Source organism: Exiguobacterium sp. s194, assembly GCF_018618275.1.
Classification (GTDB): Bacteria; Bacillota; Bacilli; order Exiguobacteriales; family Exiguobacteriaceae; genus Exiguobacterium; species Exiguobacterium chiriqhucha.
The window spans coordinates 252,877-267,597 of the sequence record NZ_JACSLT010000005.1 but is presented as its reverse complement, the minus strand read 5'-3'; the positions used below and the strand labels follow the sequence as shown (position 1 = coordinate 267,597).

Here is a 14,721-nt window from a genome sequence, read left to right as displayed (position 1 = left end):
GTGTCGCAACTTAAACGTTAGGGTGAGATTATGGTTGCTGGCAAGTCCTTTTTCTTTTCTAAAATAGGAGTGCAGAGTTGTGTACGTTTCCGTTGCACACTTCTGCACTCCTATTTTGCATTACACACTTCGACGCCTTCCTGACCGGCTCCAAGAAGATTTTGACGACTTAAAACTTGTGAGCATGGATCTTCTTTGTGATGTGAAGGAAGGAGAACGCTTGACCCACCTCACCGTCTTTTTCAATACCAATATGATTCGACGGAATCGTCGTACATAAGAACAAAAATATTTGTATACATGTATACATGTAGATTTGTATACGCGTATACATGTATACATTTTTTAAAGTCGTCATTTCTGTAGTTTCATGAACAAGGACTGAACTGGCTCTGGACGGGGAATCGTTCTATAGCGAAGCGGAAGGGGGGAGACGTGATGGATGAGGGGCTGCTTGATGACTATGCGTTCGCTGGATTGGATCCGTTCGTCCGGACGGTGTTCTCGGAACTGATGGAACATCCCGAATGGATGCGTGTCGTCGACAGGGAACATTGCGTCGAGAAGGTCGTCCGGTTCGATGACGGACGGAACTCGCCTTACTTCCGGGTGCTGATCTATCTGGATGCAGAAGAGCGTCCGATCAAGAAAGTGTATCTATACGGGACATGGGTGGTGGCGGATGGAGAAGTCAGCTTCGTCGTCTCAGAGCTATCCAAGGGTGTATTCGAATATGAAGTGATGCATGTCCATTGGCTCATCAAGTATCGGTTCGAGGATTGGGGCGTGTCTGAAGACGGGGCATGGGAGAAGGAATGGTGATCCGGGCTCATGCGTGAGCGTCTAACGCCAGGAGGCGAAGTCGCTCATCGCACCGCTGCCCCCCTGACGGCCCGATAACAAGAGCTGCTGGCTCACCGCCGCATCTCTATGTTCCTGGCCCTTTCTAACGGGAGGCACGGAGCGTAAGGGCAACGTCAAAAGCAAGAGCGTGGGCGCGTCTAACGCCACGCGGAGTGGCATTCGAATCTAGGACAGGCCCAAATCGCGGACGCAATTCTCGACAGGATCGTACACGACTCCTATAAAATCCTGGTCGATGGCGAAACCTCAATGAGGGAACACCACGGGCTAGGGATAAGCTAAGATCTTGGCCATCGATGAGTCGATGGCCTTTTTCTTCATATTGACTCGCTCAGTCGTCCGCACTAGTGGCTCTCTGTATCCGCAATACTCAGCAGGACAAAAAACGCATCCTTCGAGTTTTTGAGGATGCGTTTGAGCAATGTGACTCTATTTGACTCGCGTTTATATTCCTACATATAAGCATACAACTGATGGTAGTTTCCAAGGTGGAGCGACGGAATGGACGTATCAGACATTGGAGCGGAAAGGATATATCATAAAATTGGTATTTTTCGAGCATATATCACAAGGTTGATGTTGTCGCGCGATTCAATAAAAACGAGTTTTTTCATCATGGATTAGCTCGTCTATATTATTAATTGTAATAATTAAAATTTATTATTTTACTAATATTTCGTTTTTGGGCATAGAATGATAGCTTCTTGCTGTCGTATGTGAATATATAAAGTATTTACCGGGCTCTTCAAAAATATAAGAAATTACATACAGTCCGTCTTGTTGATAATTGGCTTCAATTTTTTCGTGTTGGCTTTCCTCTTGGCCTTCTTTCCATATCTCGAATTCAACTTTATCCGCATCGTCTACTTTCTCGTTTCCTTGAGAAACAGTTGCTATAAGTTCAATAACTTCGTTTGCTTTTACTATTTCAGGATCTGTTTTAAATTGTACATCAATTAATTCTGGAATCACTTCAGGTCCATTATTGCTTACTGTACTTCCACAACCAGATAATACTAACAAAACAATCAACAGTGAAAAAAACCTTGCCATCTTTTTTCTCTCCTTTAAACGATTTAATATTAACATACACGAAAATGTGATGTATTGATTATTACATTAAAAGTGACCTGATCATGCAATCTTATTAGCTATCGAGCATAGACCCCATGTCACTTTTAAGGTTCAAGACTTTATAGAGCGTCGTATGCTCGATTGGTTTACTTTTCTATATAAAAAATAAAGAAATGTACATTTTATATATTAAGTTCAATTTTATATATTAAGTTCAAAAGATATTAATTGAACTTAATCCAAAAAGTTGGATCATGAAATAGATCATCTGGTGACTTCGACAACCTAGGTTTGAATTTGGACCTTCATATCCGTAAATTTATCATCGACCGTTAGACACGGCCTTAGTAACCTAAGGTTCGTCTCGACGTATATTGCCAGTTGAAGGTCATCAAAGGAGAGAAGAGTCTGTACTTCAAGATTGAATCGATTAAAGATTGTCTACCCATCCATATCGTTTTTAATATCTACATAGTGAATGTGTATGTCGCACCTGAGATTGTATTCCCCAGGCACTCGTAGGGGGGTGGGGGCACGAACGAAAGCTCATCCTAACTTTCTGAAGTTTTTCTTGCGAGTCAGTTAGCGTTTGGTCACCGAGACTTTAAAAGCTTTCGGACATAAAAATCGCCCCATAAAAATTAGATTATCAGGTCCAACTTTTACGGGGCATCTAATATTCTGTGGTCTAAATATTAAGTGATTTACTGAAGTAATTATATAGTGTTAAACAATTTCGCCTCTGAAATTCAGAAAAATTGGGATGGGTTGACTGTATTCCCTGCACTTGTAGCTGAGTACGAATAGTTTCCTCGATGGACTTCAAAGTGTAAATGAGAACCGGTCGAATTTCCGGTACTCCCCATCGCACCGATGTTCTGTCCTCGGGTCACACGTTGTCCGGCGGAAACGGACAATGAGCTCATGTGAGCATAAAGGGTAGTCCAAACTTGACCGCCTATGACATGCGTAATGATGACATGATTTCCATAAGGTCCACCCCAGCCTGCTCGAGTTACAGTTCCTGTTTGAGCAGCCATAATAGGAGTTCCTACTGGTCCAGCTGTATCTAGTGCATTATGGAAGCTGTAGCCATTGGCCCCGCCTGCTGGACCCCATCCTTGGGTTACGATACCTGAGGTTGGACGTTGAAAAACTCCGCCACTTGTTGGAGAAGCGAGTGAATCCGTAGTCTTTGAAGTGTTTACCACTTTCTCAGAGTTTGGTGATTTTTCGAGAGAGGCTTTATTCTCGCTGATTTCATTTTTTTCGGCACTTTTTGCTTCTGCAGCTTTACGCGCAGCCTCTTTGGTACGAATTTTAGCTTGTTCTTCAAGCCTTTGGGCTTCAATCTCTGCTTGAATTGATTTTTCTTGTTCTTGAAGCGTCGATTCCATTTGTTGCAAGCTTACCAATTTAGATGTGAACTGGATTTTTTCGGCCTCTAATTTTTTTATTTGAGCAGCCCGCACTTTAATTTTGCCGTTCAATTTTTTCTGACTATTCTCTAGCTCTTCTTTTTGACTAATAAGCTTATCTTTTTCAGTGTCCAATTCAGCTTTAGCAATTTGAAGCTTATTTTTTGTTGATTGATATTCTTTGAAAAGTTCTTGATCATTTTCTTGAATCGTCCCTGCGGTGATCATGCGTGAAACCAGATCACCAAAGTCTTTTGAACCAAAAATAAATTCAGCCCAGTTTATAGAAGAACCACCGTTTTTTTGCATCGTGACCATGCGTTCTTCCATCAATGTCTTTTGAGAGCTCATTTTTTTCTGGAATTCTTTAATTTGAGTTTGAATCTGAGCAATTTTCTTTTGGGTTGTCCGAATTTCAGCCTTCTTCTGGGTGACCTCATTGATAATATCCTGTAACTCGGATTCCAAGTCATTCAGTTTCTGTTCTTCGAGTGTGATATCTTGTTCACGCTGCTGAATTGACGTATTAGCTTTACGTTGCTCTGTAGAATTTTGCGCTTGCTTCTGCTGGATATTTTTTTGTTTTTCAGTCAAGTTTAAAGCGTAAGAAGGGGATGCGCTTTGAACTAACATAACACCAAGTAAAGTTGAAGCTATAATTTTTTTCATGGTAAACAATGTTGTTGCCTCCGTAACTTATCTCTATTATAAAAAATGCGTTGCTGGATAAAAGTATTCGTATCATGATTAAAACTCGAACCGGAATCATTGTATCAATATTACTTCACCATCTATATTTCTATTTCTTTTCATTTCTATGTCAGTTGTTCTTTTGAGTTTATTGTCATTCGAGTATATCAAGAGAAATACTTATAATGCCATTTTGATGAGGAAATGAATGATGACCACTGAATTTAGGACATTTTGTCTCAAATTCAGTGGTCAAATCGTTTGTTAGTATTTGTTTGGTGTTTATTTAGTAGTAACTCTTCATAAATTTATCAATTCCTTTGGCGGTTGCTTTGATCATGTTACTTCCCGACATATAGGAGCGATCTACTGAGTTAGCAATAAAGCCATATTCGATGAGAGTAGAAGGTACCGTGTTTCTTCCTACCACATAGACATCTTGTCGCTTAACGCCTCGATTTTTAAAATCTGGAACGTTCATGGCGATTTCTTGATTAATTACTTCACCTAATCTGCGGCTAGCGTTCGCATATGGATTTGTGGTGTACGCGCTAGAAGTAGGGACGAGTGCTTCATGACCTGTAGCGAAAGAAGGTGAAGAATTAATGTGGACGCTTATGAAAGCGTCAGCATCAAGCCTTTCTGATAGATTGGTCCGCTCAACAAGTGACAAGTATCTATCATTTGAGCGCGTTAGTTTCACTTCATAAAGCTCATAGTTTTTCTTTAGTTCGTCGGCCACACGATTAGCAATGTTTAGGGTGAGTACTTTTTCTTGAACTGTACCGTTTGAAGTCACTGCACCAGCATCTCCCCCACCGTGTCCAGCGTCAATTAAAATCACGTGTTTGTTAGCTGGAATCACCGGTGATTTTATAGGAGTTTTTCCGGTAAATGGTTGCACAAAACCAGATGATACGTAACCGACTTGATTGTTATATCGCACCTTGTACCAACTGGCGCTTTTCGATATGACAGAAATCGAAGTGCCTGAGGGAATTGTTGTCAAAATAGATCCGTAACGACTCGCTTGGTTACGTAAATTAAGATTTTCGATAGTAATATATGTTGGATAAGTGGATAAAGAATCCCCCGGTGCCACTTGCACTATATAATGTCGAGCAGGTGTGAATCCTGTAATACCGTTATACATAACTTTTAACCAAGAACCCGTTGTGCCCGATTTTCCTAGTACAGTCACTTCAGTAGATGCTGGAATCGTAATAAGGACCTTTGAGTTCACTAAAGACATGCTTGAGCGAATCTCGGTCGTTTGCTTACTTCGTGACTTCATAGCCGAGGGCGATATGGTTACATACTGACTTGCCACATAGCCTTGAGTCCCATTGTATGATACTTTATACCAAGGGCCTGAGGCAGCATGGTACATTAGTGGGCTGGACTTTGGGATAGTCATTAAAACGGGTGATTTGACAGATGGGCCCTTACGCAGATTTAGTGAAGTTTTAGTTTTATATATTGTGTTTATTGAACTGACTGAATTTTTAGGTATAGGTTTTGGCGTCACGTACTTCGTTGAGACATAACCGATTTTTGAATTAAATGAAACTTTAAACCAGGATTTATCTTCTCCATATACACCTATCTTCTTAATGGTTTTTCCTTTTGGAATCGTCAAAAGGACTTTGCTTTTTGAAGAGAACGAGGAACGCAAATTCAAATTTTCAGTTGTTATGAATAGAGATTCCTCTGCATGTACGACGTTTAGGACGTTAACACTAGTTAAAAGCTTAAAGGGATAGAAAAAAGAAGTTAATAAAGCCAAGGAAATTACTAAGCTTATTCGAAATTTATGTTTAGACTTCATAATAGACTCCTCATATGTAGTTTTTTTGGTTGTAAAGACCCATGAATGGTTTTTTACTATCTGTATGGTACTTATCCTTTAAATATTAGTCATTCTATGCAACGATTATTGGCTTTCGTCTATCTACAGTTAAAAGTTTTCTTGCCCTGTTTTAAAATGCACTATTATTAAGGGGAATAGACGTATTTTAAGAAATAAATTGGCCCTCCTTTCATCTGCATAAAAGTTTAGTTGCATGAATGTGTTAGAATGTAACTTGTTTGACTCATAGATTTCGTTTTTAGAAGTCCATGGATTCAATGTTGAAAAACTAAGGATACTCTAGTATTTTTAGCTATAATTCTGATAAAAGAAATAACGAATTTATAAAAGAGGTGAATTGTTTTGAAAACTAATCAACTATTGACTATTTTTACATCCGTATTAGTAATTGCAGTCTTAGCTTTTTTATTTTTAAATGATCAAAGTTCCGAAAAATCAAAGACTAAAATTGTTCAAGATGAAAAGATATCAGTTAATAATCAACCTACAATAGGTAAAAAGGAAGCGCCGATATCAATTGTAGAATTCGGAGACTATAAATGCCCTTCGTGTAAAGAGTGGGGTGAAACAATCTATCCTCAACTTGTAAAAGATTACATTGAAAGTGGGAAAGCTTCCTTTAGTTACATTAATGTTTTGTTTCACGGAGATGAGTCCACTTTAGCTGCCCTTGCATCAGAATCTGTTTACAAAAATCACCCAGAATCATTTTGGCAATTTCACAAAGCTATTTATGAAGCTCAACCTGACGTGCAAATACACGATAATCCATGGGTTACGGTGGAGAAAATGGAAGAGATTGCGACGAAGACTGTCCCTTCTCTAGATTTAAATAAATTTAGAGAAGACCTATCAAGTCGTTCTTCTAGATTAGAATCAGTTAAAATGGATGCGGCGCTCGTAGAAAAATACAATGTTACACTGACCCCGACGATTGCAGTTAATGGGGTCATCCTTGAAAATCCATTCGACTATACCTCTATAAAAAAACAAATTGAAAAGGAGCTAACCCAATGAGCGCTTCAGTAATAAACCGATATGGACTGTACCTCGCCTGGGTTGTTTCAATTACTGCAGTACTTGGAAGTCTATATTTTAGCGAAATTCGTGGTTTTATACCTTGTGAACTCTGTTGGATTCAACGTATCTTTATGTACCCAATAGCTTTGATTCTTGCAATTGCAGTTTTCAGAGAAGATAGCTCAATCAAATTTTATGTTCTCCCTTTATCAATAATCGGATTCTGTATCTCTTTTTACCACTATCTTGTACAAAAGGTGCCCGGCTTTTCGGAAGTCAGACCATGTGAACAAGGAGTTTCCTGTAATGCACAGTACATTGACTGGATGGGTTTTATCACAATTCCGTTTTTAGCGTTGACCGCCTTTTTTCTGATTACAGTCATTCTTGGACGAATCAGTACCAAACAGTAGTTTTTGATTTGGATTTGAAAAATGAAGAACTAATTGTATCAAATTGGTATGCTTACTAAAAAACAGCTTTGATTTAGAAAAACATGAAAAGCTTTTTGAAGTTGGAAAATAGATTAGACAATACCCAGTAAATAATTCAATTGACGTTTTCTTAAAACGTTAGTGTACTATATTGATTTTTTGAAAAAGCGTGACTACCTATCGAGTATGAGATCTAACTAGCTCTCTAATAGGTAGTTTTTGTATGGCTAAAAATAAGAAATAATCGCAAAACCAGAGAAAGTATCTCAAATCTTCAAGTATGTAGAGCTGATAGAATAAATGTTTTTTAAATTAAGTGTTGACGGCACAGCAAAAGTCTAATAAGTTATATATGAACATATGAACATGTATAGTTATCATGAGCGGAGGTACTGACTTATGGATGAACCGATTGAAGATACTACAGAAAATGAAATAGAAATAGGGGCGCAGATTGACGATGAGACTCTATTTATTGTATCTCAGACGTTCAAGGCACTTAGTGACCCGACAAGAATTAAAATATTAACCCTGCTATGCACAAAGGAACATTCGGTCAACGGAATAGCTGATCTTCTTAACTTAAGTCAATCAAACGTGTCTCATCAGCTACGTTTTTTAAAAAATCTTCGACTTGTCAAGTTTAGAAGAGAAGGAACTACTCTATTTTATTCAGAAGATGATCACCATGTCATGAACTTACTAAGACAGGCGATTGAGCATGCGAAACACCACTAAATATAGTAAGGAGAGTTAATCTTATGGCACATAATCATGCACATGATCATTCTCATACCTCTAACAAAAAGATTTTGATCATTTCATTCTTTATTATTTCGGCATACATGGTTGTAGAGGCGATTGGAGGGTACCTTACAAATAGCTTAGCACTTTTAGCGGACGCAGGTCACATGCTTAGTGATGCGGCTTCGCTCGCTATTGCATTACTTGCCTTTAAATTAGGTGAACAAATAGCGAACAATCGTAAAACGTTCGGATATAGACGCTTCGAGATTCTAGCAGCTGTTTTAAACGGGGTCACACTCATACTGATTTCCATATATATCTTTTATGAGGCCATCAATCGATTTATTCAACCACCTGAGGTCGCATCCGTAGGAATGTTAATTGTTAGCAGTATTGGCCTTGCTATAAACCTTCTTGTTGGATGGATTATGTTAAGAGGTGCAGACGTAGAACATAATTTGAATATGCGAGGTGCTTATCTACATGTTGTAAGCGATACGTTGGGTTCAGTCGGTGCAATACTGGCAGCGCTTCTTATCATGGCATTTGGATGGAACTGGGCAGATCCGCTCGCAGGAATCATTGTAGCGGGACTTGTTTTACGAAGTGGTTATTTCGTGACGAAATCCGGATTGAACGTATTAATGGAAGGTGCACCACAAAACGTTGATGTCGAAAAGGTTCTTCAAGTCATTCACAACAAGGAGGGGGTACGGAGTATACACGACTTTCATCTTTGGAGTATCACAAGTGGAATGAATGCACTCTCATGTCATGTTGTCGTTGATGGTAATTTACAAATCTATGACAGTGAGAATCTACTTCAAGAAATTGAACACGATTTAGCACATCTGAACGTTCAACACTCTACGATTCAATTCGAAACTCTTTCTCATCCTCACAGCGATGAATTGCTTTGCAAACTGAAGGTAGGGGAAGTAGTACATCAACATTAAAAAAATCACCTGTTGAGTAGGATTGACAATCAAGAGGAGGAGACAGCAATGCTGATTTTGGATAATAGTTACTTAATTTTGAGCATGTATAGAAACTCGATTTTTGGCAACGGAGTTTTGATAGATGATTGAATATATTTCTTCGTTAGAACCCCTTACTCAAGCATTGCTGGGTACTTTATTCACTTGGGGGATGACGGCGCTTGGTGCCGCGTTAGTGTTTATGACAAAATCAATGAATCAAAAGCTAATGGATGGGATGCTCGGTTTTGCTGGAGGAGTAATGATTGCCGCTAGTTTTTGGTCATTACTCTCACCTGCAATTGAGATGGCGGAACAAGATTCTCTTCCGGCGTGGTTACCAGCTGCAATCGGTTTCTTACTTGGAGGATTCTTTTTATCAGGTGTTGATAAAGTGATTCCACATCTGCATCCCACTTCACCGATGGATGAGGCTGAGGGTATAAACCCTAAGAAGAGAAAGCGGAGCACGTTACTGGTGTTAGCAATAACATTGCATAATATTCCAGAGGGACTTGCCATAGGCGTTGCATTTGGAGCAGTTGCAGCAGGATTCCCTTCATCATCAATCACGGGAGCTATCGCGCTGGCAATCGGAATCGGCATACAAAATTTCCCTGAGGGTGCTGCTGTGTCAATGCCATTGAGACGAGATGGATTATCTCGTCGTAAAAGTTTTTTCTATGGCCAGTTATCTGGTATGGTTGAACCGTTCGCGGCGTTGGTAGGAGTAGTAGCAGTACTCATAATGGAGCCTTTACTTCCGTTTGCGCTAAGCTTTGCTGCAGGAGCAATGATTTTTGTTGTAGTGGAGGAGGTAGTCCCAGGATCTCAAGAAAATGGAAACAAGGACTTGGCTTCTGTTTGTTTAATGTTTGGCTTTACAATCATGATGATTTTAGATGTGGCTTTAGGCTAAAATAATTATTTTTTTAATGGTTATCACTTTATTTTTTGACTGATATATATTCAAGATACTAACTATATTCGGAAGTGTAAATAATGAGCCTTAATTATATTTACTTTCAGTCGGTATTTTTACTGTTGGATAAATAAAAATACTAGAAGAAAAAATATAAAACCTCTTGCCCTGGCAATTAAAATCGTGGAGTTATCTATTTCATTCTGAAATTTCCTGAAAATTTTGGGGGTGATTTTGATAGAGAAGGAAAGCAAATTCGGAATTCAAGTGCTAGAGAAGGTGGAAGCCCACCAAGTCAGTATATACATCATTTTTTTGATGTTGGCAGTAATCTTTGGTCTATTGAATACAGAAGCTGTATATCTCGATATTTTTATTTCTCCCCTTTTAGGAGTTTTGATGTATGGGATGTTCGTTCAAATTCCGTTTCTGAAATCGAATGGATCTGCTACAAACATGAGGTTTGTGGTAGCTCTTTTATTAGGAAATTTTGTTGCCGTTCCTTTAATAGTTTAGGTTTTGGTTATCATATTTCTTCAAGATTCATCACTAATGCTGGGGGTGTATTTGGTGTTGTTAACACCGTGCATCGACTATGTGATTGTTTTTACAAAGATGGGAAAGGGAAACGAATCAATATTGTTAAAAGTAACACCGATTCTTTTAATTTTACAGACGATACTCTTACCCATATATTTATTCGTATTATTAGGAGAAAAGGCTATTAGTATCGTTAGGATGGGTCCATTTCTAGATGCATTTCTATTTTTGATTTTTATACCGCTTCTATTAGCGATAATGACACAATTGTGTTCTAAAAAGAGTTCTTTAGGTAATCGTATCATGAAAATGCCGCCATGGATTCCCGTTCCATTTATGTCTTTTGTACTTTTTGTGGTAGTTGCCTCTCAAATTAGGGAAGTGTATAGTGACCTCGGGACATTAATAGATGTAATACCAGTTTATATTTTATTTCTACTTATCATACCATGGGTGTCAAAGTCCCTTGGTAAGTTGTTCAAACTAGATATTGCTTCAAGAAGAGCAATTACATTTAATATGGGAACAAGGAATTCACTTGTAGTTCTTCCATTAGCATCTATATTACCAGAGCCCCTATCAACACAAGTAGCTGTAGTGATCATTTTACAGACCGTTACCGAATTGTTCGGAGAAGTCTTATATATAAAATTAGTGCCTAAATGGTTCTAACAAATTAGATACATGTATTTAATTTCGCTTTCAAAAATTACGTCCTTCGATTGTTTATTAAAATATTAAGAACTGCGCTTAAGTTCTCAAGTATGCGTTGTTTACAATCAATAGGCAAAGAAATTTATTATATTGCAGAACGCTAGAGACCAGTATTATTCTAACAACTAACCTTTTTAAGGATGGACTACCAAGTGAGGAGAGATCGAACAATGGCGAGTACTGATAAGGCATCAAAAAATATCAAACTAGCATTTATAATTAATCTTGTTTTCTCGATTGGTGAATTTATCGGGGGATTTTTGATTAATAGTGTTGCAATCATGTCGGACGCCATTCACGATTTAGGTGATGCTCTTGCATTGGGCCTGTCCTGGTTCTTACAAAAATTTTCGAACAAAAAACCCGATCATAACTTCACTTTTGGATATAATCGTTTTTCCCTTTTAGGAGCATTAATAAATGCGACAATATTAATAATTGGATCTGTATATATTTTTACTCAAGCAATTCCTCTACTGTTTGAACCGGAGCATTCTAATGCACAAGGAATGATTTGGTTTGCAATTTTTGGTGTGCTTTTAAATGGTTTTGCGGCATTCCGTCTACACAAAGGAAAATCAGTAAATGAGGGAGTACTATCTTGGCACCTTTTAGAAGATGTTTTAGGTTGGATTGCCGTTCTTGTAGTAGGGATAGTTTTACTCTTCAAGGATATACATATACTTGACCCCATCCTATCAATTGCTATTGCGTTGTTTATATTAGTGAATGTGTTTCGTAATTTAGTTAAAACAATGAAAATACTTTTAGGTGCTGTCCCTGATGGTATTGACATCGATGAGGTGAAGCAAAAGATTGAAGGTATTGAAGAAGTGATTTCTGTTCAAAACCTATATGTCTGGTCAATTGATGGCGAAGATAACGCCATGAATTTACACTTAATAGTAGAAGAGATGAATCTAAAGGATTCAACTATTGTTAAACAAAAAGTCAAAGAAGTGACTTCAAAACTAGATATTAAACATTCTACAATAGAGTTAGAATCAAAAAAACACAACTAAAGAAATAAGTCATCCTTGCACCAAATCCACACTGAGGTTCGACATATGAGTAAAAATTCTATACTTCATACCGTCTGATACCAATAAATACTTTTCTACGTGCAAGGAAACTGAATATCGAATGAGGGTATATTTAGAAACCCCCTCATTCGTTTTTTTTTTGAACACTATCGAAATTTCGTCTCTTAAAATAGGATGTATTCGAATGAATGAATGATTCCAAAACGAACGTTCAAATATTTAGATTTAATTGTCATAGTTTAGTAGACCTATCGACCGGATTTTCTTTCCATACTTCGGAGAATATTCCGGTCAATGAATAAGGTTCGGCCTCGATTAAAACTGTCTGATGATAAAAAAGCTGATAATGAAACCTAAAAAGATGACTCGGGAACAATACCGAAGTCATCTTAAAGCCGTCTTAAAAAACAGAGATCATTTATTTTTATCATACCCAGTACAAATTCGAGGATATAAAAATGAATATTTTTGTTTTTTTATTCTTTGACATTCATCAGTCTTAAACTGTTCAGTGCTACCAGAAGAGTTGCCCCCATATCGGACATAATAGCTATCCATAGGGTGAGCCAGCCCGGGATGACCAAGAGTAATGCAATCGCTTTGATACTGATAGCGAACGCGATGTTCACTTTGATAATATTTAGGGATTTTCGGCTCAATTTTATCGTAAACGGTAGTTTGCTCAAATCGTCGCCCATCAGGGCGACATCTGCTGTTTCCAAAGCGGTATCCGTTCCAGCACCACCCATGGCAATTCCAACAGTAGAGGCAGCGAGTGCCGGAGCGTCATTTACGCCGTCCCCGACCATCGCGACATTGTCGTACTCAGCTCGCAAGCGTTTAATGACATTTAATTTATCCTCTGGCATCAATTCTGCCTGGATTTCGTTGACGCCAACTTGCTGGCCGATAGCTTTGCCTGTCCCTTTGTTGTCACCCGTCAGCATAATTGTCTTTTTAATACCCATATCATGTAGTTTCCGGATGATTTCTTTGCTGGATTCCCGGACTTCGTCGGCTACGGCGATAACCGCCAATATGCTTTGTTTCGTTCCGATAATCATCGAAGTCTTACCTTGCTGTTGCAGAGCCGTTACGGTTTGGTCCAGATTATTATCAATACTTTCAACACCTAGCTCGTTAAAGAGAAGCGGGCTTCCGATAAAGTAGGTGGTGCCGTCTATCGTTCCTTTAATGCCTTTTCCTGTGATGGAAGAGAAGTCCTCAACTCTGATAGAGGTGTAAGGTATGTTTTCCTCGTCCGCTTTTTTCATGATGGCAGAGGCCAACGGATGCTGAGAACGATATTCCAATGCCGTCACGATAGAAAGCAGTTCTCTCTCGTTTACCTGCTTGTTCGTGATTTTAAAGTCTGTGACGACAGGTACACCTTTGGTCAGGGTACCGGTTTTGTCAAATGCAATAGCTTTCAGCGCGCCCATTTCTTCCAGGTATACGCCGCCTTTAATCAAGACCCCTTTTTTGGCAGCATTACCGATGGCGGAAACAATCGAAATCGGCGTCGAAGTGACTAAGGCACACGGGCAACCCACTATTAGAACCGCCAATCCTTGATAGACCCAGGTTTCCCAGCTGGCATCTCACGTGCGGCCTATTACAAATGGTTGAATCGCACCATACCGGTGCGTCAAGAAGAGAACGAGAAGCTTCTGGAGGACATCCGTCTACTCTATGACCAGGCGAACGGCACATACGGGTACCGTCGGATCACGATGACGATCAACCGGTTGCGCCGACAACAAGGACTGTCCCCGTTCAATGAAAAGCGAGTCTATCGCTTGATGCATATCCATGGGATCCAATCGGTCATCCGCCGGAAGCGGAAGAAGCATAAGAAGTCAACGCCGCAGCACGTGGCCGAGAATCTGATGAACCGAGAGTTCAGCGCGTCCCGACCGGACGAGAAATGGTGCACCGACGTCACCGAGTTTAAATATGGTGCCGGGAAAAAGGCATACCTGAGCGCAATCATCGACCTGTACGACGGCTCGATCGTCGCCTATCGCATCGGAAAGTCCAACAACAACGTTCTCGTCTTCCAGACGATGATGCCAGCCATCACGGGGCTCGCACAGGAGCGCGTCCGATGATCCATAGCGCCAATATACCTCGAGAGGGTTCAAACGCATGGTGGAAGACGCGGGACTGACCCACAGCATGTCCCGGGTCGGACGTTGCATCGACAACGCCCCGATCGAGAGCTTTTGGGGTACCCTGAAAGTCGAGATGTACTACCTGCGTGAGTTTCAGGCCTATAGCGAACTCACATCGGCCATCGAGACCTACATATCGTTCTACAACCATGACCGTTTCCAGAAACGGCTAAACGGCTTGAGCCCTGTCGAATACAGGTCTCAAGCCGCCTAGTTCGGTTTTCATTATTTGCC

The 14,721-nt window shown here is 39.6% G+C and carries 11 protein-coding genes and 3 pseudogenes; 10 read left to right on the top strand and 4 right to left on the bottom strand.

Annotated elements, in window-relative coordinates:
• The first annotated feature begins 438 nt into the window (after positions 1-438).
• On the top strand, positions 439-822 hold the full coding sequence (locus KNP85_RS08420; protein ID WP_029595509.1) for a hypothetical protein: 384 nt from the start codon (positions 439-441) through the stop codon (positions 820-822).
• Positions 823-1,017: 195 nt separating this feature from the next.
• Positions 1,018-1,146 (top strand): annotated as a pseudogene (locus tag KNP85_RS08415) (ATP-binding protein); the annotation flags it as partial.
• 378 nt (positions 1,147-1,524) lie between these two features.
• Here KNP85_RS08415 and KNP85_RS08410 read toward each other — a convergent pair.
• The 3 genes from KNP85_RS08410 to KNP85_RS08400 all read right to left on the bottom strand — a co-directional run bounded on the left by KNP85_RS08410 (position 1,525) and on the right by KNP85_RS08400 (position 5,874).
• A complete protein-coding gene (locus KNP85_RS08410) occupies positions 1,525-1,917 on the bottom strand; it encodes a FixH family protein (RefSeq protein ID WP_029336184.1) in 393 nt (130 codons plus the stop codon).
• A gap of 770 nt (positions 1,918-2,687) precedes the next feature.
• Complete coding sequence (locus KNP85_RS08405) at positions 2,688-4,025, bottom strand: murein hydrolase activator EnvC family protein (RefSeq protein WP_029336183.1); 1,338 nt, start codon at positions 4,023-4,025, stop codon at positions 2,688-2,690.
• Between the two features lie 307 nt (positions 4,026-4,332).
• Positions 4,333-5,874, bottom strand: a complete 1,542-nt coding sequence (locus KNP85_RS08400; protein ID WP_081828362.1) for an N-acetylmuramoyl-L-alanine amidase — start codon at positions 5,872-5,874, stop codon at positions 4,333-4,335.
• Between the two features lie 384 nt (positions 5,875-6,258).
• Here KNP85_RS08400 and KNP85_RS08395 point away from each other — a divergent pair, with 384 nt between their 5' ends.
• From KNP85_RS08395 to KNP85_RS08365, 7 genes are all read left to right on the top strand, one after another.
• Positions 6,259-6,933, top strand: coding sequence for a thioredoxin domain-containing protein (locus tag KNP85_RS08395; RefSeq protein ID WP_029595508.1), 675 nt, complete (start codon positions 6,259-6,261; stop codon positions 6,931-6,933).
• On the top strand, positions 6,930-7,349 hold the full coding sequence (locus tag KNP85_RS08390) for a disulfide oxidoreductase (protein WP_029336179.1): 420 nt from the start codon (positions 6,930-6,932) through the stop codon (positions 7,347-7,349). The genes KNP85_RS08395 and KNP85_RS08390 overlap by 4 nt, the downstream gene beginning before the upstream one ends.
• 420 nt (positions 7,350-7,769) lie before the next feature.
• On the top strand, positions 7,770-8,108 hold the full coding sequence (locus tag KNP85_RS08385; RefSeq protein WP_029336177.1) for an ArsR/SmtB family transcription factor: 339 nt from the start codon (positions 7,770-7,772) through the stop codon (positions 8,106-8,108).
• A 23-nt stretch (positions 8,109-8,131) separates the two neighbouring features.
• The gene (locus KNP85_RS08380; protein WP_029336176.1) at positions 8,132-9,073 is read left to right on the top strand and encodes a cation diffusion facilitator family transporter; all 942 of its coding nucleotides are present in this window, start codon (positions 8,132-8,134) and stop codon (positions 9,071-9,073) included.
• A 124-nt stretch (positions 9,074-9,197) separates the two neighbouring features.
• Positions 9,198-10,013: a ZIP family metal transporter gene (locus KNP85_RS08375; protein WP_029336175.1), complete on the top strand. Its 816-nt coding sequence runs from the start codon at positions 9,198-9,200 to the stop codon at positions 10,011-10,013.
• 522 nt (positions 10,014-10,535) lie between these two features.
• Positions 10,536-11,228 (top strand): arsenic resistance protein, encoded by a 693-nt coding sequence (locus tag KNP85_RS08370; protein ID WP_285801053.1) that lies wholly within the window; start codon positions 10,536-10,538, stop codon positions 11,226-11,228.
• A 212-nt stretch (positions 11,229-11,440) separates the two neighbouring features.
• The gene (locus tag KNP85_RS08365; protein WP_029336174.1) at positions 11,441-12,292 is read left to right on the top strand and encodes a cation diffusion facilitator family transporter; all 852 of its coding nucleotides are present in this window, start codon (positions 11,441-11,443) and stop codon (positions 12,290-12,292) included.
• A gap of 497 nt (positions 12,293-12,789) precedes the next feature.
• On the opposite strand, the pseudogene KNP85_RS08360 reads toward KNP85_RS08365, so the two are convergent.
• Positions 12,790-13,914, bottom strand: a pseudogene (locus KNP85_RS08360) (heavy metal translocating P-type ATPase); the annotation flags it as partial.
• On the opposite strand from KNP85_RS08360, the pseudogene KNP85_RS08355 reads away from it, so the two are divergent.
• A pseudogene (locus KNP85_RS08355) lies at positions 13,906-14,701 on the top strand (IS3 family transposase); the annotation flags it as partial. The pseudogenes KNP85_RS08360 and KNP85_RS08355 overlap by 9 nt on opposite strands.
• Between the last annotated feature and the right edge of the window lie 20 nt (positions 14,702-14,721).